The sequence below is a fragment of the Sporocytophaga myxococcoides genome (assembly GCF_000775915.1).
In the GTDB taxonomy this organism is placed as follows: domain Bacteria; phylum Bacteroidota; class Bacteroidia; order Cytophagales; family Cytophagaceae; genus Sporocytophaga; species Sporocytophaga myxococcoides_A.
Genome location: NZ_BBLT01000003.1, coordinates 369829 through 393684 on the forward strand (window position 1 = coordinate 369829; position 23856 = coordinate 393684).

Sequence of the window (23856 nt, forward strand, 5' to 3'; positions counted from 1 at the left end):
CCAGCCTTATGTTAGACTTTAAAAAATTAACAGAGGAGCTATTTGAAAAGGATGTTTTGTTGTGTATCAGAACAAATTCTCCTACTTTCAGAATGTACGGAAAGCAAATCCGTGGCAAACTTGAATCCATTTATAATGGGACTAAAAAGGTGCTTACGATTCTCTCAAACTCATTAACAAAGGAAGTTCCGATTGATGATATTGATTTTATTTCAGAAGATAAATATGCATAGATAAGTTAAATAGCTACCATCTTTGAAAATCTCGCCCATAAGCGGGATTTTTTTATATGGTTTAAATAGAATAATTTACCATTTAAAAACCTCTTGTGGCCGGAAGTAGTAAAAGCAGTAATATCAATTTAAGTACTATGAAAATTTTATGGACTATATCTTGTCTGTTTTTCAGCGTGTTAAGTTATGCTTCACAGCTGCCTGAATGGGCAAGAAAGGACTTTGAAAGAAAAGGGTTAAAAGATAAATTTGAATTGGCTGACTATCTGCGTCCTGCGTATCTTGAAGCCGATTTGAACGGAGACATGCGCAATGATATCGCCATTCTTGTAATTGAAAAGCAAACAGGGAATAAAGGCTTACTTATCCTTCATCAGGGTGATCCGAATGTTTACATATTAGGAGCAGGTAGTACCTTTGGAGATGGAGGGAATGATTTTGTAAAAATGAACTCCTGGAAAATTGTCAATGATGTATCTATTCGCAGGAATAACAGAATCAAGACAGGCATAGAAGTAAATTTTACAGATATGAGTCCTGCAGTAATAATCTTTGATGGGAAAGAATACAATTGGCAGGTGCAGGAAGGGTAAAAGTTTAAATTCCTTCAGTATTTACCAAGCTTCCTTCAATTTAGATGGAAGCTTTTTTTATTAATGAAATAATAGCGAATATTGTATAAGTGGAATTAGTTTGTAAAGATTTAGAAATAATTAAAGAACAAAATAATGAATAATAACCTTGTTAAAATTTCTCTTATACTTAATGGATTATTAATAGTGGCAGTTGCTGTACTTTTTTATCTTCATTTTAAGCAGCCTGGTGAGGTATCTGCTGCTCCTGAAGAAAAATCAGAAGATACAATTAGTGTGGCAAATATTGAAATGCCGAAAGTTCCAAACGCAAGAAAGATAGTTTTCTTTAACTATGACTCTCTTACTGCCAAATATGAATTTTTCAAAAAGATTCAGAGAGAAATGGAAACAAAAGCCAGAGGGATTGAAAATGAGTTGATGAGAAAGGAACAGAAGCTTCAGGAAGATTTCGAATTTTATCAGAAAAATGCAGGAGCAATGACGGAACAGCACAGAGAATCTAAGGAAAGAGAATTAACAGCCGCTCAGCAGGAGTTATTGGCACTTAAAGAAAACAGATCAGAGCAATTTGCCATTCAGCAACAGGAGTTAAATAAGCAATTAATGGATAAGCTTTATGGTTATTTTAATAAGCTGTCAAGAGAGAATAATTTTGACTACATCCTTACTTATCAGAAAGGGCTACCTGGAGTGGTTTTTGGAGCAGATAGTCTGGATATAACTAAAGAGCTTGTCGATGGCTTGAACAGAGAATATAAGAAGAAATAAATTAAGTTATAAGTTTTAAGTCGAACGTTTAAAGTAAAAAATCGGAAAGCTTAAGGCCGAAATCCTTATTTTAACTTTAAGAAAGAACCTGTTTAAATCCTATCATAGTTTTTACCAGGACTTTTAATTTTAAGATTGGATGCAATCCTGTCTATCTCTTAATCCCACGAATCCCAGTTCAGACATAAAAAAAGCTTCTCAATTTTTGAGAAGCTTTTTTTATGTAATTATAATTGATTTAACCTTATTTGTTAGGTTGAGGAGTGTATCTCAGGTAAGGTTTTATCCTTGTTACACCTTTAGGGAATTTCGCAGGAATATCTTCATCTTTTACTGCGGGAACGATGATACAATCTTGTCCGTCTCTCCAGTTTGCAGGAGTAGCTACACTGTAGTTTGCAGTTAATTGAAGTGAATCAAGAACACGGATGATCTCATCAAAATTTCTTCCTGTGCTTGCAGGGTAAGTAAGGATAAGCTTAACTTTTTTGTCTGGGCCTATGATAAATACAGAGCGAACAGTTACATTTTCGCTTGCATTTGGGTGAATCATATCATAAAGAATTGCAACCTTTCTATCAGGGTCAGCAATTAATGGAAAATTAACATTGGTATTCTGAGTTTCATTGATATCGTTGATCCAGCCATTGTGATCAGAAAGTGGATCTACGCTTACTGCTATTACCTTTGTATTTCTCTTATCGAATTCACCTTTAATTTTAGCAACGGCTCCAAGTTCGGTCGTACACACTGGAGTATAATCTTTTGGGTGTGAAAATAAAATAGCCCAGCTATTTCCTATCCATTCGTGGAAGTTTACTGTTCCCTGGGTTGTTTCCGCCGTAAAATCCGGTGCGATATCTCCTAAACGTAATGACATATTTTTTGTAGGTTTATTTATTTTTGTTAATTGCGATGAATTTATAAAAGAATTCTGATCTGACAAACCAAATAAATTTATTCTGGTTACAATTTAAGTTGTATAATTCCCATATTCAGTTTTAAAACAAATTTTTAACCTAAAAAATCCAATATTATGATACGCACTGCAAATGCTGCCTGGAAAGGCGATTTGAAATCAGGAACTGGTTCCATCAATACTGAAAGTGGTCTGGTAAAAGACGCTACATACAATTTTGCCCGTCGTTTTGAAAATGAAAAGGGTACAAATCCTGAGGAACTTCTTGGCGCCGCTCATGCTGCCTGCTTTGCTATGGCTCTAAGCCATGGTCTTGCTACTTCAGGATTTACACCTGTAAAGGTTCACGTGGAGGATAAAGTGAAACTTGAAAAGGTGGGAGATGGTTTTAGCATTACAACTATCGAGATTAACTGCATTGCTGATGTTCCTGGAATCTCTGAAAGTGAATTTTTAAAATTCGCGGAAGACACTAAGAAAGGCTGTCCTGTTTCTAAAGCATTAACAGGCGTTACTTTTATCTTAAATGCAAAGCTTAAGTCAGGAGTTTCTGCCTAATAAAAATGGCTTAAAGGAAAAGAGAGGGCTATATTCCTTTATTTTGTCCTCTCTTATCTTTAGATTATATTTTTGTAAATGTATCGTTTTGCACCAGCTCGAAATATTCGCCTTTCTCATTGCAACCTCTGCACTTAAGCATGTCCTTGAAAATCTCTGGCTTCAGTATGGATTTTCCCTTAAGCATTCTTACGCATTCTTGGATGCCTTCTATGATCGAAGGGTGGGGGTGTATTAGTTCAGCAAGTTCTTCAATTCCTTTGTCCATGGATATTAATAAAGCCACAGCCTGAATAGCACTTGATGCATGCACTCCTACAGCGCGCATTCCGAGGATTTTCATCTCCTCATCATTGGTTACAAGTATTTTAAAGAAGCCATTCGTATTTCTCATTGCTATGGCTCTGGGTATCAGACTATAGTCGATACTTACGACCCGATAAGGTATTCCTTTGCTTCTTGCTTCCTGTTCATTCATTCCTACGCCAGCGGTTTCCGGACTCAGGAACATGATGGTTGAAATGTTTTTATAGGTCAGTGGTTTAGGATTAAGACCAAACATTTTTTCCACAGCATGTCTGCCCTCAAGTTCACCGACGTTGGCAAGTGCAAAATCCGAGGTAAGATCTCCTACTGCATATATGTTTGCCACGGTTGTTCTCGTGTCTTCATTGACAACAGTACAATTGTCATTAATTACTACTCCTACTTCCTTGGCGCCAAGGTTTTCGGTGTTTGGAACTCTACCCACTGAAACAAGCGCTTTCTCTACATTGTATATTTCAGAACGACCGTCTTTGTATCGGAGTTCATATTCTACCCTACCGTTTTTTATTTCCATCCTTACCAATTGTGAGTTTTTATGAATGGTAACACCATTATCCTCAAGGTTTGTTTGTGTTGTGAGGGAAATGTCTTCATCCTCAAAGGGCAGGATACGGTCTGCTTTGTCAATCAGATTTACTTTTGTCCTTCCAAAATTGGAAAATATAGTTGCCCATTCGCAACCTATTACTCCTGCTCCGAGAATTACCATACTTTCCGGAAAGTCAGTAAAGCATTCTATGCCATCACTAGTTACTATTATTTTTTCATCTATAGGTATGTGAGCAAGTTTTCTGGGTCTGCTTCCGGTTGCCAGCACTATGTTATCAGCTGAAATAATTTCCTCATCGCCATTACTTTTTTTGAGAAGTACTTCGTTGGCAGAGACTAATCTGGCTTCTGCTTTGATATAACTAAAGAGGTCTTTTTTCTTTCTCTGAAGCAGAAGAATGTGGGTTTCAAGCTGCACTTTTCTGAGAAAAATGGCTTCTTTAACATCATTAAGAATTTCCTTAAAATCTACCTTTATTTCTGTACATGCATATTTTTGAAGCCTCTTTCTGGCAAGAGATACATCTCTGGAAAGTTCCCAGAAGGTTTTGGATGATAGTGCTCCATTGTAAACTCCTGCCCCTCCGATTTTGTTTTTTTCAACAAAAAGTACTCTCTTGTTGAGGTCCAAAGCCCTCATTGCAGCAGCATATCCGGCAGGGCCGCCCCCAATCACACATATATCAAATCGATTCATAAAAATATTTTCTTCAAAAAAGATTCTCAGTACATAACAGAAAACCTTTCCTTTAAAATCATGTCCTAATTAAATTGTTTCTTCTAACGATTAAAACTTTATTTGGATTTTTTTCCGGATTATTTCCGGTCTGTCTTGATCAAACATATTTACATTTTATGAATTTTATTTAATGTAATTGAATTCTTCGATTTAGATCCCGGACTTCCTATTCCTGATTAGCATAATTATTTATAAATCAGAGTAAAGATAAAGGTCTAAGTGAAGCATTAAATTTTATTATTAATAAAATATTCATTAGTTTTCTCCATAAAATTATTAAAAGGGGCGATAAAAGTTTGTTTTATATAGGTGAAAAACTGTTATGGAAAATACTGGCAATACTGGTGGACAACGCCCGAAAAAGGATAGTTCTAAAACTATACTTGTCCTTGTTATTGTTGCTTTAATTGGAGTAATCTGTACATTGATTTATTCCAACATGCAGCTTAGTGATGAGCTCGAAATCAGAAGTCAGCAGATGGAAGCTGATAGTACAAGCCATTCTTTAAAAACTCAGGAACTTGATGAGCTTGCTCTGGCTTATGAAAGAATCAGAATGGAACGTGAGGAGCTTGGTCTGACGAAGGATTCTCTAGATAAAAAAATTGATTCTTTAAATCTGTTCATTGCAGAAGTTCGGAAAGGAAATGGCAAGGCAATAAGTCATATGAAACAGATGATAACCAGGCTTAAGTCAGAACTTGCCAAAGAAGATAATCAGATCACTGCACTCAAAAGAGAACGCGATTCATTGAAGGTTAATGTTAAGACATTGACAAAAAGAACTCGGCAGATGATAGATTCTTTGAATTATCTTCATGTAACAAGGGAAGAACTTGAAGAAAAAGTAGCGCAAGCATCAATTTTAAAAGCTGAAAATATTAAGGTAACTGCAATAAATGCGAAAGGTAAAGAATTTGAAAAGGATCAATACAAAGCAAAGAATGTTGATAAACTTAAGATTACCTTTGTTTTAGCTGATAACATTGTAGCAAGAAAGGATAAAAAGAATCTGACTATGCGTCTGATAGAACCAAGCGGAGTGGTACTTTTTGATCTATCCAGTGGTGGTGGTTTTTTTAAAGCAGAGGGAAAGGAGCTGGCTTTTACTGAAAATCAGACTATTCATTTCGATAATACTAAACAGACTGTAACTTTCTATTATATGAAAGGTGGCTCATATAAAGTAGGGACCTACACTATAGAACTATATTCAGACGGACACAAAATAGGAGAGGCCGATCTGCAGATAAAATAACTTCTTCTCAAGTATAATTTATAAAGGACCATGCAGTCTATGGTCCTTTTTTTCATAAAAATCATTAAAAACAGAGTCCAGTTTGTTCTGGAAAAATTCAGGTGATACATTCTATTCACATAGGTGTAGGCCCCTTTAATAATTTTTTCTATTGGTATCTCAGTGTTTTCTTTATTGTTCCCACCATCTTCTTCTAATCTTATTTGCACTTAAAAAGTAAAGAAAAAGTGCCACTAATACATATGAAGTTGTGGATTTCGTTAAGGATGTTTTATTTTATGCTTGGATTATGGTTTTAAAAATTGAAGGTCTTTATAATCTCTAATGGTATATGGGAAATGGGGGCAGTAACGGGAAAAATAAAATAGGTCTTATCAGTGCTATATGCGTGGTTGTGGCAAGCATGATAGGAACAGGCGTATTTACCGGACTAGGATTTCAGGCAGCAGGTATAAAATCGGTTTCTGCCTTGCTCTTGCTTTGGTTAATAAGTGGAGTAGTAACTATTTGCGGTGCCCTTACCTATGCTGAGCTTGCTACTCATATGCCAAGATCAGGAGGTGAGTATCACTATCTCTCAAAAATTTATCACCCGATTGTTGGATTTATGAGTGGATGGATTTCACTGACAGTAGGCTTTGCAGCTCCTATTGCAGTGTCTGCGATGGCATTTGGTTTTTATATCTCCAAAATTAATCAAATGGATAAAGCTTTATTAGCCACATGTCTTATAACTGGTCTCACCGCGCTTAATCTTTTTGGTTTAAAAACTGGCAGCAGATTTCATAACCTTGCCACAATTTTTAATGTAGTTCTTATCATCACATTCATATTTGCGGGTTATTTTTTTGTGGAATCGAAGCACTTTCAGTTATCCTTTTCCCGGCCAGACTTGTCTGCTATTATGGATCCAGCTTTTGCTGTATCACTTATTTATGCCTCTTTTGCTTATTCAGGATGGAATTCTGCAGCTTATATAGCAGGTGAAGTTTCAGAACCGGAAAAAAATCTCCCCAAGGCTTTATTCTTCGGTACATTGATTGTGTTGGTCTTATATTTATTTTTGAATTTTATTTTTCTTTATAACGTACCTGTTGAGGACCTTGCAGGGAGAGTGGAGATTGGTTTCATCGCAGGAATAAAGGTTTTTGGTTTAGTTGGTGGAAAAATGATGGCCCTGCTGATCTCACTTGGTCTGATAGCCTCTGTAAATGCATTGATAATCACCGGACCCAGAGTGTCTCAGACAATGGGGGAAGATTATCCCGCTCTTAAGAAAATTTCAGTTAACAATAGATTTAGATCACCATGGATTGCAATACTGCTTCAGTCTTTTATTGCGCTTTCACTAATTTATACATCTACATTTGAGTCTGTAATTACTTATATAGGTTTTACCATCAATTTATCTACAACCCTTACAGTTGCAGGAGTTTTTATATTCAGGCTGAGAATGGAAAAAAAATATGGGAACAAGAAGGAATACAGAACATGGGGATATCCATTCGTTCCGGTTATTTTTATTCTGCAACAGTGCTGGATGTTATTTTATCTTGGAAAAGAAAAGAGTGAAGCATCTCTTGCAGGACTCATTACGGTTGCAATTGGTGTTTTACTTTATTTTATCGTCGATAGAAAGAATCATAAGAGAGAAGTCATAGATATGCCCTAAAAGTTATAAACCTATTTTTATAATTAATTATGTGGAAAGCAAATAAACTCTTTTATTATTTCTCTGCCTTTGCAATATTAATAACGGGTTGTACAAGTGATATTCAAAAGGAAAGGCCATATAAGGACAGTCTTGAACAGCAAAGGAACCAAGACACTTTAAAGATTGACGAACCTATGCAGGTTTAGCTTGAGTCAATGTGACTTTTTAAATTGCCTTTTAACATTAAGGTTGGTTAGTGCAACTGAATATAATCGTCGTACTAATAAAACACACTAAGGTTTAAACATTTGTAAGTAATTTCTGATTAAGGAATAAACAAAATGTTTATAACTGATGAAAAGTAAAGTGATCTTCAACGGTGTTTTATTATCGCTGCTTTTCTCTTCTGTTACAGCCTTTGCTCAGGATGAAAATATTACTCTTCTTCTGCATAAAGATACAACTGCTGCAATCAGAAGGGTGGTTCAACACCCCTACAAATTCAGGGTTCAGGTTGCTTATACTCAGGTACGGAAAAATTCTGATGGCAAACGGACGTTCGTTGCATCTGATTTCAGGATTAATGATGATGAGTATTTTTATCCGGCTACTCTTGTTAAACTTCCGATAGCTGCTCTTGCTCTGGAAAAAATAAATGGCCTTCATATAGGCGGTCTTTCCAAAGATTCTTATCTGAAGATCCTTGCTCCCCATGTTTCAAAGGAAGAAAAACCTTCGACTATCCGTGAAAATATCATAAGAATGCTGGTTCTCAATGATAAGAATGCTTTTAACCGTCTTTATGATTTTCTTGGGCAGGAATATATCAATCATAGACTGGAACAACTGGGCTATAAAAAGACACGAATAATTCAGAGGTTTTTTGCCAGAAGTGCTGAAGATAGCAGAACTACTGGGCCATACATTATCACTGATAGTCTAGGTAAAACTTTATATAATGGAGAGAAAGTAACCTGTAGGAAAAAGTTGTATAATCCGACTAAAGAAACAAAAATCGGAACAGGTTATATGGACGGAAAAAGGTTTGTGAGAGTAGCGAAGGATTTTCATAACAGTAACAACTTTCCACTCAGTGAAGCGCATAGGATGCTTATATCTGTTATATACCCTGAAGAAACAGCCCTGGAAAACAGATTCAATATCAGCTCAGAAGATTTCGAATTTCTTAAGTCAGCTTTAGGATACTATCCAAGAGAAGCAGGTATATTAGAATGGATGAATAATGAAAAGATTTATGACACTCAGGAGAAATTTTTATTTGCAGGGGCATCTAAAGATACTCTTCCAAGTGGATTAAGAATTTATAACAAAGCAGGTTTTGATTATGGTTTCATCGCTGACTGTGCCTATATTCAAGACAAAGAGAAGGATGTTGAATTTTTTGTTTCTGCTGTTTTATACACCAACAGCAAAGATATTTTAAGTGAAGAAGGATACGAGTATAAAGAAAATGGTTATCCTTTTTTAAAAGAATTAGGTAAATTGATATATTATCACGAAATTCGAATCAAAGATATAACTGTCAAATAAAGTAACCCTAAAAAAAGCAGAGAGGACCGCCCTAACGGTCCTCTTTCTCTTTCACATGTTAGTAAAGAGTTACCACCTCAGGTTTATCAGGCATCTTCACATCTTCAAGTTCTCCCTTGTAATTTCTTCTTTTAACTTGTTTTATATCAATAATTAGATTGTCATTCGCATTAAGTTGTGTACTAATGTCATTAACGCTAATGGTAGCCGATTTGAAAGTTTTTGCAGGACCTCCCCTTCTTCCACGCCCAACAGTCATAGCCCATTCAGTAATAGTATAGATAGATTCTTGCGGAAGTAATTTTTGGAAATCAGGGTTGGGTATAATTCTTACACTAATGTTCTTAACTGTTACTGCTTCTACTCCCATACGAGGATCTACAACCTTTCCATTGACCCTTACTTCAACTGTTGGTGGTGGAATAAGTCTTACAAGATACTTTTCTTCTCCAATATAATAGCCATTGCTGCTTACTTTTAAAGAAATAGTAGGTATGCTTCCTGATGGGATTATCGTTACTTCTCCCTTCCTACTTCCTTTTATAAAGCTTGCACCATCTACCCTATAATCCGGATTATAATTATTGCCAAGAGCAGGTACCTGAACATTCAACTTATTGCTGCAATTTTTATAAAGTGCTGGTGGATTACCAGATTGAACCTGAATAACTGGTTGTGTTACAATATAATCTTCTGTAATACTATAAATGGTATCTGTTCCATCAGGATTTTTCATTTTAATTTTTCCTGTCCAGGTCTTCTTTATTTCACCGTTCACATAATTTCCGCCACTGGCTGTGAAAGAATATTTTCCTATTCCATTGTCATCAACATTAAGGGTTGATTCCCCAATATGGATATTTGGTTTTGCGGAGGACATCACAGCTCCCATAAATACATCAGCTTCATACTTCATACCTGCAGGAATTATTTTTGTGCCCGTTCTTACCATTGGTATTAATTTGTCCACTTTATGCTCATCTGCATCAAGCTTTTTGCTTTTCTCATCCAGAACAACAGCTTCTATTCCTACCACTCTCGATTCCATTTCGCTTAATGCAGCCAGAGCTGCGACTAATGGCGTCTGACCAAAATTCAATTCTGCAAAATCTTTGTTTCTTTGGTCCGGATTGTTTTTTAATAGAGGATCTTCGGATGCATCAAGTGCAATGGCTCCAAATTTTTTATCAGACCTTTCGTTGACAAAAGCGACATAATCATTCAATTTTTTCTTGAGCTCATAAGCCTTACCATTTTTCGCAGCACCAATCATAATCACTTCAACTTCTGTTTCTTCCTTTGCACCTTTGAGACTTCCATCTTCTTCCAGTCCGCCGGTCCTGGTGATCATATCCTTTTTAAGGTTATCTATGAAAGTAACAAGATCACGTGTCTTTTGGGAGATGACTTCGGCTTCTTCCTTTAATTTTACTTCATCGGCTTTATTGCCTTTCTGTTTTACTGCAGAAGCAATGTTTCTAAGTTTTTCACTGCTGATGTCTTTTGTTTCTGATACAGTCTTTTCAAGACTATCGTTGAGATACTGGAATTTGTATATCAGTGCTGAACTTACCTGAAGAGCAAGCAATGCAGTTAAGACGAGGTACATCATACCTATCATCTTTTGTCTTGGTGTTTCTTTAGATCCTGCCATATTAGTATAGTATTAAGTTTCCACAAATAATAATGGCGCGCCGCTTTTAAGTCATGACTGAAGAATTTCATCTTCGGTTTCATAATGCAGAAAGGAGAAAAAGATACAGGAGGAAAAAATATTTTTTGAAATCAGGATTAACCAATGATTTTTATTTAAATAATCAGACGGACAATCAAGAGTATTCAGTTTTTATCGGTCGTTACTTTCTTAATTATATTCTTCATCATAGCCGGTACAATGAATTGATGGAATGGTTTAATAATAGTAAAATAGAATCTTCCGAAGGCATTATGAAATCTTACCGGCGTAGTAAGGGTGAATACATAATGGTTATCTCCTTTATTAATAAGATGAAACAGAATTCTAAAATCCAGATGTTTGTCATCTTCTCCGAGAAGCGCTTCGTTTTCACTTTTATCAAAAACCTTGAACAAACCAAGGCTATTACCCTTCTCAACTTTAAAGAGCTCTCTTTGACGTTTTCTGTCATTTACCTCAGAAACTTTTAAGCCTAACATTTTTACAATTGCATTTCTGAGAATAAATAGTTTTTCAATCCATTTTGGGGAGGTGTCGAAAAAGGCATAGACCAGATCATCGACATGAAGGGATCTGTTGCTTTTGAATGCTGTTGTAAATGAATCGGAGTATTGCACAGGAGAGAAATTTTCAGGAATGAGAGATTTTTCTGAAGGAGAGGATTTTGTCACATGCATTAATTGGGTTATTTACATATAAAAGTTAGGAGTTGAGAATTTCCTTAAAGGAATAGTTGCCATAAAAATTTTGTGGCAACTATAAGAAAACATAACTATCTGAACAGATACTCATTAATATATTTTCCGACAAGCTTACCCGAAATATTATAGCATTCCTGAATTCGGGCCGATACATGATATTCTGTATACTGAGCATCACCTGCAACATTTGTTATCCTCAATCTAAGTAGGGCTTTTTCAGGATTATTGGTTCCAATAAATCGAAATTCATAATCTACTGAAGCTGGATTGTTAATAAACCCTGGAGCGGTGGCAAAGCCAGGCTCTATCATTTTTTATACGCGTTATCCATAATATAACTTGCTAATATTTTACCTGCTTTTGCATAGCATTCCTGCATTCTCATACCTGCATCAAAAGAAGCAAAACCAGCGGAGCCTTCCACACCTTTTATTCTTAGTTTACAAAGAACCTTTTCTGGTTCGTCAGTTTTGGTAAAAATAAACTCTAGATCAGCCAAGGCTGGGGAACTTGCCAAAGTTCCAGTGTGAAAACCAGGCTCAATTCTTAATGTCTTTACAGTCAGTGTATAGATTGCATTACTGTCTTTACCTACTACTAAATTCTTTTTGGCAAGGTGTTTATTAAAGAGTACTGTAAATCTTCTTGGGAAGTCTTCATTTTTATTGAATTCCCAATCATGTTCCCATTTATTTCCTGAACCTTCAGCTCTGGAGTTTTTGGTATCTCTCTTTTCTTCTATGTACAATTGTTCAGGTTTTTCACCTACCGTCATTCCCTGATAATCAAATTGAAGGTTTAAAACAGATTGGCCTACTAGAAACTTAAGCTCTTCATAGTTCTCTTTATCTCTCTTTTGTGAAAAACAATTAATTGAAAGAGTAATTAAAATCGCAACTGTTGAAAAAATGTATTTCATTTTATTTAAAAGTTATTAGTCAAATATCACAGTCTTATTTCCGCTTACAAAAACCCTTTCTTCAAACACAAGCTTCAAAGCCTTTGCCAGCACTATTTTTTCAACATCTTTTCCTGCAAGGGCCATGTCTGCTGCGCTATGCGAATGGGCTACCGGTAGCACATTCTGGGCAATAATGGGTCCCTGATCAAGGTCTTCATTTACAAAATGTGCAGTTGCGCCAATGATTTTTACTCCTCGTTCAAAAGCTTGTGCATAAGGACTTGCTCCTACAAATGCGGGAAGAAACGAATGATGGATGTTGATGATCTTATTTGGATATTTTGCTATGAAGTCCGGCGAAAGAATACGCATATATTTGGCTAGCACTATGTAATGAAAGTCAAGCTCCGAAAGTACCTGATGAATGTATTTCTCGTGATCCTCTCTTGACCTGTTTTCGTGGCTTACATAATAAAAAGGAATGTCAAACTTTGATGCTAACTTATCAAGAATCATGTAATTACTGATCACCGCTTCAACAGACATGTTCAGGTCATTGAAATAATTTCTCACAAGCAAGTCACTGAGGCAATGGTGTTCCTTTGTAACCATCAGTACAACTTTTTTTCGTTCTTTTTGGGTGAGCTTAATTGTGGCACCTGTAGGCAGTATTTCTCGGAGTTCTTCCAAAAGAGGTTTTTCAGGAAAAAAACCTGTAAACTGAGTCCGCATAAAAAACCAACCTCTGTTTTTATCTACAAATTCTGAGTTTTCTATAATATTAAGATGGTTTTTGTACAACAACCCTGTTATCTTAAAAATCAGCCCTTTTTCGTCAGGGCAGTCAATCAGCAAAATCGAATTTTCCATTGAACTATTTTTTTGCAAAATTAAACGCATTTAAGGGAGAAAAGAATGATTTGTTGAATGATTTTGTTTTGTTGGAAAATGGTATGCATGCATAACATTTTTTAGAATAATTCGTTTCTATCCAAAAAGCAGAATTATGAAGCCCTATCAAACGGTTTGTTTCCACATAAAGACTACCTGGCATGCGATTTCCAGGTTGTACAATGAACAGGCTGCAAAATACGGCTATACAGCGTCAATAGGTTATGTTCTTTTGTATATAGATACTGTAGAAGGGACCCCAGCTACCAAAATTGGTCCTATGATCGGTATGGAACCGAGAAGTCTGACCCGCATGCTGAAAAGTCTGGAAGAAAGCGAATTAATTCGAAGAGTCCAGGATAAAAAGGATAAAAGGCTTGTGAAAATATTTCTGACTGAAAAGGGCAAAGAGAAAAAAGAGATGGCTAAGAAGGTTGTCAGAAGGTTTAATCAGGCTGTGCGTGAGGAAATTCCCGAGGAAAAATTAAAAGTATTTTTTGAAGTCGCAGAAAAAATAAATAGTATTATCGATCACAAAGAAATTTATAATAATAATAATAAAACCGAAAACACTAACACTTTTTAGTATGACCAGAAAAATCAAGAAAGTTGCTGTATTGGGCTCTGGTGTGATGGGTTCACGAATAGCCTGCCATTTCGCAAATATCGGAGTGGAAGTGTTGTTGCTGGATATCGCACCAAAAGAACTTAATGAAGCAGAAAAAGCTAAAGGTTTAACTTTAGAAAGTAAAGTGGTAAAGAACAGGATCGTTAACGATGCCTTACAAACTGCCATTAAATCAAACCCTGCACCATTATATGATGCGGATTTTCAGAAGAGAATCAGCACAGGGAACTTCGATGATAGCATGAAGGAGATTGGAAATTATGACTGGATCATTGAAGTTGTTGTAGAAAATCTGAATGTTAAAAAGATTGTTTTCGAAAATGTAGAAAAATTCAGAAAGCCTGGAACTCTTGTTACCTCTAATACTTCTGGTATTCCTATCCATTTAATGGCTGAAGGCAGAAGTGAAGATTTTCAGAAAAATTTCTGCGGTGCCCACTTCTTCAACCCTCCAAGATATTTAAAACTTCTTGAAATAATACCGACTCAGAAGACTGATCCTGAAGTTGTAAAGTTCCTGTTGCATTACGGTGATCTTTTTCTCGGTAAGACTACTGTTTTATGTAAAGACACTCCTGCTTTCATTGCAAACAGAGTAGGAATTTATTCCATTATGGAGGTATTGAACGTAATGGGTGAGCTGGATCTCAATATAGATGAAGTAGATAAACTTACCGGTCCGGTAATCGGAAGACCAAAATCGGCAACATTCAGAACTGCAGATGTTGTTGGCCTTGACACTTTGATAAAAGTAGCCAACAATCTTTATGAAGGTCTTCCAAATGATGAGTCTAAAGATGCCTTTAAACTAAAGGATTATCTGAAGGTAATGGATGAGAAGAAATGGTATGGAGATAAGTCAGGACAAGGCTTTTATAAGAAATCAAAAAGTGCTGAAGGAAAAACAGAGATCCTTTCTCTGGACCTAAAGACAATGGATTATGCTCCTCAGCAAAAAGTAAAATTCCCAACCCTTGAGCAAACCAAAACGATAGATGACCTTAAAACCAGAATGAAAGTTCTGCTTGCTGGTCAGGATAAGGCAGGGGAGTTTTACAGGAAATCTTTTGCAGGAATTTTCAGATATGTTACAAACAGAATTCCTGAAATTTCCGATGAATTATACAGAATAGATGATGCCATGAAAGCGGGCTTCGGATGGGAGCTTGGTCCTTTCGAAACCTGGGATGCTGTTGGTCTTGAAAAAGGTCTTAAAGTAATGGAAGAGCTTGGTAAAAAACCGGCTCAGTGGGTTTATGATATGATTGCAGGAGGCAACAAATCATTCTATAAAGTAGAAGACGGAAAGAGAAGGTATTATGACATCCCTTCAAAGTCGTATAAAGAAATTCCGGGAACAGAAGACTTTATTATCCTTGAAAACCTTAAAGGAAATAAAGTAGTATGGAAAAATTCAGGAGCTTCTCTATATGATATTGGAGATGGAGTTTTGAATCTTGAGTTCCATACCAAAATGAATACACTTGGAGGTGAAGTTGTGGAAGGCATTAACAAAGGAATTAATCTGGCGGAAAAGGATTATGTTGGTCTTGTAATTGCCAATGAAGCACCTAATTTCTCTGCAGGTGCCAACCTTGCTCTTCTTTTAATGTATGCGATCGAACAGGAATATGATGAAATCGATTTCATGATCCGTACCTTCCAAAACACTATGATGAGAGCGAGATATTCCTCAATCCCCGTGGTTGTTTGTCCACATGGACTAACGCTTGGAGGTGGTTGTGAAATGAGCCTTCACGCAGATGCTATTCAGGCACATGCAGAAACTTATATAGGTCTTGTAGAATTTGGAGTTGGTCTGATCCCTGCCGGTGGTGGAACAAAGGAAATGACACTGAGAGTATCTGATGCTTATGAAGAAGGGGATATTCAGTTGAACTCTTTAAAGAATGCTTATATGAACATTGCTACTGCAAAAGTGGCAACTTCAGCACACGAAGCAAAGAGAATGGGATACCTGAGACCTCAGGATGGAATCACTGTAAATGCTAACAGAGTTATTACAGATGCTAAAACTAAAGTACTGGAACTTGCAAAAGAAGGATATACTCAGCCTAAGCAAAGAAGAGATATTAAAGTGCTAGGTAAAAATGGTCTTGGTATGTTCCTTGCCGGAGCCAACTCAATGGTTTCCGGACGCTATATCAGCGAGCATGACAAGCTGATCTCTGAAAAACTTGCTTATATCATGTGTGGCGGAGATCTTTCTGCTCCAACCCTTGTCTCTGAGCAATATCTCCTTGACCTTGAAAGAGAGGCTTTCCTTTCTCTTACAGGACAAAAGAAAACGCTTGAAAGAATCCAAAGCATACTTACTACAGGTAAACCGCTTAGAAACTAAGGGCGCTTTAATGAAATTTCTTAAACTTTAAATCCAATGACTATGAATACATATATAGTAGCAGGTTACAGATCAGCAGTAGGGAAAGCTCCGAGAGGGGTGTTCAGATTTTTTCGTCCCGATGATCTTGCAACAGAAGTAATAAAACACCTCGTTAATTCTGTTCCCAGTCTTGACAAGGAAAGAATAGATGATGTGATTGTTGGTAATGCAACACCAGAGGCTGAGCAGGGATTGAATATCGGAAGAATGATTTCTCTGATGGGGTTAAACACAGTAAAGGTTCCAGGTATGACTGTAAACAGATACTGTGCTTCGGGTCTTGAGACCATTGCAATCGCTCATGCTAAAATTAGTGCAGGCATGGCAGATTGTATCATTGCCGGTGGCGCTGAATGTATGAGTCCTATTCCTTTCGGTGGTTGGAAAATTGTTCCAAACTACGAATTAACAAAAGAGCATGCAGATTACTACTGGGGAATGGGATTAACTGCTGAAGCTGTTGCAGATCAGTATAAAGTCTCACGAGAAGATCAGGATGCCTTTGCTTTTCAATCTCACATGAAAGCATTAAATGCTATCAAGAACGGTTTGTTTAAAGATGATATCGTTCCCATTACTGTGAAGGAAACTTACCTTGACGAGAACGAAAAGAAAAAGACCAGAGAATATGTAGTTGCCAATGACGAAGGTCCGAGGGCTGATACAAACATAGCTTCTCTGAATAAACTAAAACCTGTATTTGCTGCAAACGGATCGGTTACTGCAGGTAACTCTTCTCAGACTTCAGACGGAGCAGCCTTTGTATTGCTTATGTCTGAAAAAATGGTGAAAGAGCTGAATGTAAAACCAATTGCTAGAATGGTATCTTATGCTACAGCAGGTGTAGAACCAAGAATTATGGGTATCGGTCCGATCGATGCCATACCAAAGGCAGTGAAAATGGCAGGTATGAAGCTTGATGATATTGATCTTGTTGAATTGAACGAAGCTTTTGCAAGCCAATCTCTTGCTGTAATCAGAGAAACAGGACTTAATCCGGACAAAGTAAATGTCAACGGTGGAGCTATAGCTTTAGGTCACCCTCTGGGATGCACAGGAGCAAAACTATCTGTTCAGATCTTCAATGAATTGAAAAGAAGAAATAAAAAATACGGCATGGTTACCATGTGTGTCGGAACAGGCCAGGGTGCTGCCGGCATATTCGAGATGCTGTAAAAAAATATAGTCCTTCTCTTAAAGAGGAGGACTTAGGATGAAGTCCTGATAGAATATTTTTAAACCTAAGACTTAATACAAATATTAACTATTAAGAAAATGACGACACTAACTAAGAAAATCAAAGGAGGCGAGTTCATTGTTAAAGAAACTGATGCCGATAGCATATTCATCCCTGAAGAGTTTAATGAAGAGCAAAAGATGATTGCCGACATGGCAAAAGATTTTTTGAGAACTGAGGTACTTCCTTTCCTCGATAAAATCGATGTTCAGGAGCCAGGACTAATGGAGTCTCTTCTTGTAAAAGCAGGTGAGCTGGGTTTGCTGGGAACTTCCATTCCTGAAAAATACAATGGCTTCGGAAAAGATTTTAATACTTCTCTTTTGATGACAGAAGTTGTTGGTGGAGGGCATTCATTTGCAGTAGCACTAGCTGCACATACAGGAATCGGTACTTTACCTATTTTATATTTCGGAACAGATGCTCAAAAGCAAAAGTATCTTCCGAAACTTGCTACAGGTGAGCTTAAAGCCAGTTATTGTTTGACTGAGCCAGGTTCAGGATCAGATGCTCTTGCTGCAAAGACAAAAGCTGAGTTGACTCCGGATGGAAAACATTATATCATCAATGGTCAGAAAATGTGGATCACCAATGCCGGTTTTGCAGATGTGTTTATTGTGTTTGCTCAGATTGATGGGGATAAATTTACAGGTTTTATTGTAGAGAAAGGTCCGGGAGTAACGCTTGGGAATGAAGAGCATAAAATGGGTATCAAAGGATCAAGTACGCGTCAGGTGTTCTTTAACGATTGCAAAGTGCCTGCAGAAAATGTCCTTGGTCAGATCGGTAAAGGTCACCTGATTGCTTTCAATATCCTGAACATTGGTCGTATTAAGTTGGCTGGTGCAGCTATTGGCGCTTCTAAGAGAACCAGTACTCTTTCTATTCAGTATGCAAAGGAAAGAGTTCAGTTTAAACAACCGATTGCAAATTTCGGTGCTATTCAGCATAAACTGGCTGAACAAGCAGTACAAATATTCGCAGTAGAGTCTGCAATGTACAGGGCAGGAGCGGATATTAATGCTGCAGAAGAGAAGCTCATGAGTGAGGGTAAGTCTGAAGAAGAAGCATTGCTTGGAGCTGCTCAGGAGTTTGCCATTGAATGTGCTATTCTTAAAGTAGCCGGTTCTGAAGCCTTAGATTACGTAGCAGATGAAGGTGTACAGATATTTGGTGGATACGGATTCTCAGCGGATTATCCGATGGACAGAGCTTACAGAGATTCAAGGATTAACAGGATCTTTGAAGGAACCAACGAGATCAACAGATTGCTTACGCTTGATATGTTCATGAAGAAAGCTATGAAAGGCGAAATTGATCTGATGGGACCTGCAATGGCTGTTCAGAAAGAACTGACAGGAATTCCTGAGTTCGGAAACGATGATGATGGTTTCCTTGCTGCTGAGAAAAAAACTATCAAAAATTTCAAAAAAGCATTGCTGATGATTGCTGGAGCAGCTGCTCAGAAATATATGGACAAGCTTGCTTATGAGCAGGAAATTGTAATGAACCTTGCAGATATAGCAATCCTTATTTATATAGCAGAATCAACTTTATTGAGAGCTGAAAAGCTGAAAAACATTAAAGGTGAAGAGGCAGCAAAACATGCACTCGAAATCGCTAAGATATATCTGAATGATGCTGCAGACAAAGTAAACATAGCAGGTAAAAATGCTATCAACGCAATGTCTGAAGGTGATATGCAAAGAATGATGCTGATGGGCTTGAAGAGATTTACGAAAGTGAATCCATACAATACCAAAGATGCAAGAAGAAGACTGGCTGCATATCTGATTGAGTCAAACCAATATCCTTTCTGATTTTTTCATACGCAATAATAAGTAAAAGAAAGGCTGTTCTCCAGGAGGGCAGCCTTTTCTGATTAAATGGAAGGGGCTTTATTTATGTTTCATAAGCCAATGAAGTATCTTCCCTGACAATCGTTTTATCCTGTTAATTCTTTTCTTTCTTTGAGTGATAGATACCTGGTTGGTAAACTTTTCCGAATATATGTCACAAAGCTAATTGAGCATCCTCTCAAAGAATAATCCGGCCTTGTTGTAAGCAAAAGCCGGAAATATTCTCTGTTGTTTGAATTTAATATTTCACCAGTTTCAAACTATAAGTTTTATCACTATGAACTATTTTGCATAAATATAGTCCAGCCTTCAATTCAGATGTGTTCATGTTGATTTCATTATCCCCTTTTCCATAGTTACCATTGAAGCTGCTGACTTCAAGCCCTTGCTCGTTATAAATCTTAACAGCTACGGTTGCTTCTGCCTCAAGATTTACTTTTAAATTCAGTTTATCTGAAAATGGATTAGGATAGGCAATATTAAGAGATGGAGCAGTATTTGTGGCATCCATAACATCGTTGCTTTCAAAGGAGCTTGTTGTTCTGAAACTGCCGCAACCGGCATCGTCTTTTAGCTTATATATCCAAGCACCTCCAAAACCTGCGGGCCCGTTTATATCTCCATCAAATCGCCCGCCAGTACCTGTTAGCAATATTCCTCCGTCAGGAGTTGTTTGTATGGTACCGAAAAAATCTTCATAGGAAGAACCGTATGTCCCATCCCACACGATGTTTCCGTATTGATCTGTTTGGAAGATCCAATGGTCATAAAAAAGAAATTCGGGTCCATGTGGTGGTGTAGTAACATCGGTGATGTTTTCTCTGGTTGCCACACCAACTAACAGTCCTCCGCCTGAAATATTTAATATGTCACCACTAATCACGGCGGAAGCATATACTCGTGAAGACGTTATAATCCCCAGACTATTTGCTCTAAATATCCAAAGCCCTTCAAAACTATTTGAAGCATTTATGTCACCGTCATCAGAACTGGAGACGGTTGCCATAGTGAAACCTCCACTTGCGGCTGGTAATAAGATTACCTTTGAGTAGGAGAATTCAACGTCACTTCCGCCATATGCTTTAGCCCAGATTTTATTTCCTGACTTATCTAGTTTTGCGACAAAGCAGTCCTGAACACCATGGTAATTCAATATATCTCCATTGCTTGACTGGGTCATGCCACCAAGGAGATAAGTGCCGTCGGCCATTATTAGCACATTGGTTAATTCTTCCTCCTTACTTCCTCCAAGAGATTTGGCCCATTGTTTAGTCCCTGAATTGTTCGTTTTAACTATCCAAAAATCTTCAGCCCCTTTATGATCTGTTATGTCTCCATTAGTTGAAATTGAATTTCCAGCTGCAATATATCCGCCATTAGGCACTGAACACACCTTAACAAGTTTGTCATCATTTGATCCTCCAAATGTTTTATTCCAAATCTTATTGCCAAATGCGTCGATTTCCAAGAGCCAATAATCGCTTGCTCCATTATTTCCATCTGTCACATCTCCATTGTTAGAAAATGTGTTGCTTCCAATGAGATAATTATTTTCCGGAGTTACAATAATATCAATTAGCTCTTCATTTTTGCTACCACCATAGGTTTTATTCCATTGTTGATTACCATTATCATCTACTTTCAAGAGGAAAATATCATATTCTCCATTATTTCCATCGGTAATGTCCCCATCGCTCGACTTTGTAGTGCCTGCTATTATAATTCCTCCATCTACAGCCTGAATCAGATATGAAATTTTGTCGTCCTGAGATCCTCCATAAATTCTCAACCATAGTTGGTTGCCATCGGTATCATATTTTATCAGCTCAATGTTTCCGTTATAATTTATACCGACTATATAGCCATCATTAGTTATTAATGGTTTAATCGCTTGCTTGTTGGCGAGACCATGAGACCATTTCATAATGGGCTGCCCCTTTTTCAATATTGTTACGGGTGCTGGAGATCTATCCTGGCTTTTGCATCCTACTCTGTTTATCGCTTCTGCATAGTAAATTTTGTTATAGGTTAATGGTATCGTAGTATAGGGACTGTTACTGCCTAGTGCTATTCCTCCAGTGGATTGCGTATACCAGTTGATGGCAGAACCTGGAGATGAAGCGTAGATAGTTGCACTTTCTCCACTGCATATGTAATCTCCTTTGCATACCGGCGCATCAGGAATGTTAGAAACGTTAACAGATACCGGCGTCCTAGGTGAGTTTGCACATCCGTATTTTGTAGATTCAACATAATAAGTTTTTGATTGAGTAACAGAACTTAAATAGTATGAGCTTCCTGTGTGGACAGTCAGACCTCCTGTTGGTTGCAGGTACCATTTAAATGTTACACCAGTAGGATTGGTTGCCTTTAAGGTAGCATTTTTACCATATCCGCAAAGGTTGATTACTTTGGCAGCTACAGTGGGTGAAGGTACTACTATATAGGCATAGTGTACATTTACATGCTGAGTCTGAAGATCAGTCCCTGGTTTAATCATTATTTGTGCTCTGTCAAAGGCTTGACTCGCTTTAATGGTAACAATAGCAAATCGTAAGTCAGGAGGGGGGAAGTTGGGGCTTGGGATCAATATTCTTAAGTTAGCATTTGCAGAGGTAATAGCTACCTGGTCGTTGTTATATGTGTTACCAATATAGGTTGCGACAAAAACATTTGAAATGAATGCTACATTTGAAATTTGACTTGAGAAGGAGATCAATATTCTGATACTATCTACAGCCTGACCTGTTACAGGAAATCTAACTTTCTGCTCTGTATTTCCTAATTGAGGAGACATGTTGGTTAAAACTGAAAACGATGTTGTGCTATTGTCTACAGCGTTTCCAGGGTTTGTAACAGAGCAACCGAAACAAATTCCACTTACTGAATTAGTTTGGGAATTTGCAGAAAGACATGGTACCTGAGCTTGAACATTACCTGAGAAAAAAATCAGGCACAGTAACATGCTGACCGAAAGGGTAAGTTTTTTCATTTCCATATAGTTTTGAGTTGTTTGAATAAGCATATAATTTGTATTCACTTGTATAAATTATAGATTAGTTAAAGGTTTAAGATCTGCACTATAACTATAGCATGGGGTGAATGTTATAGTGTAATCCGTTAACTATTAATGCTTTTGTTTATGGGTGATGGCTGGTTTTTAAATTAGTTCGATGGCTTTGAATTGTAAAATGTTAAAGTGAACAAAAAAGGAGATAAGAATAAGATACATTCAGATGGCGAAATTTTCAGAATAATTGTAAAGGATATCAAGGTGGTAATACATGAAAAAATACTAAAGAGTAGAATTTTATGAATAATCAATTTTTGTAGAGCGGGCTTTCTTTGAAATATTATAAGTAATGATATAATAATGTTTGTTGTAGTGTTTAGAGTTAACAAAAAAGCGAGCCTGATCTAAATATAAAGCAGTGAGTAAAGTATTTAGAAAACTCGCTCAATTGCTGGTTTTCCCTTCACCCCCTCGTCGGCGCAATTCCATATTCTCTCTTATATGCGGTTGAAAAGTGCGAGAGACTTATAAACCCAAGGTCTAAATAGATATCGGAAACCTTCTTGCCTTCTTTTAACTTTTGCTGTGCATATTCAAGCCTCTTTTTAATGATCCATTTTTGGGGTGAGAGTTCACTGATCTTTTTGAAATCTCTTTTAAAGGTGGCAACACTTCGACCAGTGTAAAGTGCAATTTCCTTTATAGAAAGATCATACATAAAATTATTATTCATGAAGTCAAGTATGTCAAGTTTCCAGGGCTCTGCAAAATCAAATAAGGTAGAGGCAACACGCTTATCACTATGTAGCAGTATGTGAATTGCCTCTGTAAGCTTTAATTCCATTATCTTATCAATTGGTTGTCTGGATGAATTGATGTAGGGAATTAAAGAAAGAAAAAAACTTTCTGTCTCTGCCTCTGAAGGGATTGTCAGGAAACTAACTTTAAAGCCCTCATTAGTTTCTGGAAGAATCGCTTTATTCAATTGCTGGTAAAAATGTATCAGGACATTTCTGTTCAGTACCAAGAGGGCAATCTGAATCTTTTCGTCTTGTCCATTTTTGATCAAAAATCTGATGAGATGATTCCTCCTTATGAATACAGTACTTTGAGGTCCTGCAATAAGATTTTTGTCTCCTTCCTGAATCCATAACTCCCCGGAATAGACGTATGCCAGAATATGATCTTTTTGTATATGAGGCATACAGGAGAGAGGGTTTGTAAGATAGTACAAAGTCTCTCTCTCATTATGCCTGAATAAAATATCTTCCTTTTTTGATGGTCTTAACATCGTGTCGGTCTAGTGACCTAAACTTACTACAAAATCTGACTTATCTTTTGGTAGGTTGTCCAATTTGTTATGCTAATGTTTTC

At 37.1% G+C, this 23856-nt stretch carries 21 protein-coding genes; 12 read left to right on the forward strand and 9 right to left on the reverse strand.

Going from position 1 to position 23856, the window contains the following annotated elements; all coding sequences use genetic code 11:
- The first annotated feature begins 8 nt into the window (after positions 1-8).
- The 3 genes from MYP_RS09395 (at position 9) to MYP_RS09405 (ending at position 1597) form a co-directional block, all read left to right on the forward strand.
- A complete protein-coding gene (locus MYP_RS09395) occupies positions 9-233 on the forward strand; it encodes a hypothetical protein (protein WP_045462022.1) in 225 nt (74 codons plus the stop codon).
- A 137-nt stretch (positions 234-370) separates the two neighbouring features.
- Positions 371-826 carry a hypothetical protein gene (locus MYP_RS09400; protein WP_045462026.1) on the forward strand — a complete coding sequence of 152 codons (456 nt, stop codon included), beginning with the start codon at positions 371-373 and terminating at the stop codon, positions 824-826.
- A gap of 135 nt (positions 827-961) precedes the next feature.
- Positions 962-1597, forward strand: coding sequence for an OmpH family outer membrane protein (locus tag MYP_RS09405; RefSeq protein ID WP_045462029.1), 636 nt, complete (start codon positions 962-964; stop codon positions 1595-1597).
- A 244-nt stretch (positions 1598-1841) separates the two neighbouring features.
- Here the strand turns inward: MYP_RS09405 and MYP_RS09410 are convergent, their stop codons facing one another.
- A complete protein-coding gene (locus MYP_RS09410; RefSeq protein WP_045462572.1) occupies positions 1842-2477 on the reverse strand; it encodes a peroxiredoxin in 636 nt (211 codons plus the stop codon).
- Between the two features lie 156 nt (positions 2478-2633).
- On the opposite strand from MYP_RS09410, the gene MYP_RS09415 reads away from it, so the two are divergent.
- Complete coding sequence (locus MYP_RS09415) at positions 2634-3074, forward strand: OsmC family peroxiredoxin (protein WP_045462032.1); 441 nt, start codon at positions 2634-2636, stop codon at positions 3072-3074.
- Positions 3075-3138: 64 nt separating this feature from the next.
- On the opposite strand, the gene MYP_RS09420 is transcribed toward MYP_RS09415, so the two are convergent.
- A complete protein-coding gene (locus tag MYP_RS09420; protein ID WP_045462035.1) occupies positions 3139-4647 on the reverse strand; it encodes a dihydrolipoyl dehydrogenase family protein in 1509 nt (502 codons plus the stop codon).
- Positions 4648-5011: 364 nt separating this feature from the next.
- Here MYP_RS09420 and MYP_RS09425 point away from each other — a divergent pair, with 364 nt between their 5' ends.
- From MYP_RS09425 to MYP_RS09435, 4 genes are all read left to right on the forward strand, one after another.
- Entirely contained in the window at positions 5012-5947 is a 936-nt protein-coding gene (locus tag MYP_RS09425; RefSeq protein ID WP_045462038.1) for a hypothetical protein, read from the forward strand.
- Positions 5948-6278: 331 nt separating this feature from the next.
- On the forward strand, positions 6279-7619 hold the full coding sequence (locus tag MYP_RS09430; RefSeq protein WP_045462041.1) for an APC family permease: 1341 nt from the start codon (positions 6279-6281) through the stop codon (positions 7617-7619).
- A gap of 29 nt (positions 7620-7648) precedes the next feature.
- Entirely contained in the window at positions 7649-7807 is a 159-nt protein-coding gene (locus tag MYP_RS26070; RefSeq protein WP_156140457.1) for a hypothetical protein, read from the forward strand.
- A 148-nt stretch (positions 7808-7955) separates the two neighbouring features.
- Entirely contained in the window at positions 7956-9152 is a 1197-nt protein-coding gene (locus tag MYP_RS09435; RefSeq protein WP_045462044.1) for a serine hydrolase, read from the forward strand.
- A gap of 58 nt (positions 9153-9210) precedes the next feature.
- On the opposite strand, the gene gldM is transcribed toward MYP_RS09435, so the two are convergent.
- The 5 genes from gldM to purU all read right to left on the reverse strand — a co-directional run bounded on the left by gldM (position 9211) and on the right by purU (position 13320).
- On the reverse strand, positions 9211-10806 hold the full coding sequence (gldM, locus tag MYP_RS09440; protein WP_045462047.1) for a type IX secretion system protein PorM/GldM: 1596 nt from the start codon (positions 10804-10806) through the stop codon (positions 9211-9213).
- A 185-nt stretch (positions 10807-10991) separates the two neighbouring features.
- Complete coding sequence (locus MYP_RS09445) at positions 10992-11525, reverse strand: DUF2867 domain-containing protein (RefSeq protein ID WP_052430062.1); 534 nt, start codon at positions 11523-11525, stop codon at positions 10992-10994.
- 95 nt (positions 11526-11620) lie between these two features.
- Positions 11621-11860: a hypothetical protein gene (locus tag MYP_RS09450; protein ID WP_045462050.1), complete on the reverse strand. Its 240-nt coding sequence runs from the start codon at positions 11858-11860 to the stop codon at positions 11621-11623.
- Positions 11857-12468, reverse strand: a complete 612-nt coding sequence (locus MYP_RS09455) for a hypothetical protein (RefSeq protein ID WP_045462053.1) — start codon at positions 12466-12468, stop codon at positions 11857-11859. The genes MYP_RS09450 and MYP_RS09455 overlap by 4 nt, the downstream gene beginning before the upstream one ends.
- Positions 12469-12483: 15 nt before the next feature.
- The gene (gene purU / locus MYP_RS09460) at positions 12484-13320 is read right to left on the reverse strand and encodes a formyltetrahydrofolate deformylase (protein ID WP_045462057.1); all 837 of its coding nucleotides are present in this window, start codon (positions 13318-13320) and stop codon (positions 12484-12486) included.
- A 136-nt stretch (positions 13321-13456) separates the two neighbouring features.
- Between purU and MYP_RS09465 the strand changes: the two genes are divergently transcribed.
- The 4 genes from MYP_RS09465 to MYP_RS09480 all read left to right on the forward strand — a co-directional run bounded on the left by MYP_RS09465 (position 13457) and on the right by MYP_RS09480 (position 19430).
- Positions 13457-13927, forward strand: a complete 471-nt coding sequence (locus tag MYP_RS09465) for a MarR family winged helix-turn-helix transcriptional regulator (protein WP_045462060.1) — start codon at positions 13457-13459, stop codon at positions 13925-13927.
- Between the two features lies 1 nt (position 13928).
- Positions 13929-16331: a 3-hydroxyacyl-CoA dehydrogenase/enoyl-CoA hydratase family protein gene (locus MYP_RS09470; RefSeq protein ID WP_045462063.1), complete on the forward strand. Its 2403-nt coding sequence runs from the start codon at positions 13929-13931 to the stop codon at positions 16329-16331.
- A gap of 42 nt (positions 16332-16373) precedes the next feature.
- Positions 16374-17549, forward strand: a complete 1176-nt coding sequence (locus MYP_RS09475) for an acetyl-CoA C-acyltransferase (RefSeq protein ID WP_045462066.1) — start codon at positions 16374-16376, stop codon at positions 17547-17549.
- A 99-nt stretch (positions 17550-17648) separates the two neighbouring features.
- A complete protein-coding gene (locus tag MYP_RS09480; protein WP_045462069.1) occupies positions 17649-19430 on the forward strand; it encodes an acyl-CoA dehydrogenase family protein in 1782 nt (593 codons plus the stop codon).
- 277 nt (positions 19431-19707) lie between these two features.
- On the opposite strand, the gene MYP_RS24910 is transcribed toward MYP_RS09480, so the two are convergent.
- Positions 19708-22461, reverse strand: coding sequence for a T9SS type A sorting domain-containing protein (locus tag MYP_RS24910; RefSeq protein ID WP_197060046.1), 2754 nt, complete (start codon positions 22459-22461; stop codon positions 19708-19710).
- Positions 22462-22945: 484 nt separating this feature from the next.
- On the reverse strand, positions 22946-23773 hold the full coding sequence (locus MYP_RS09490) for a helix-turn-helix domain-containing protein (RefSeq protein WP_045462072.1): 828 nt from the start codon (positions 23771-23773) through the stop codon (positions 22946-22948).
- Positions 23774-23856 lie beyond the last annotated feature (83 nt).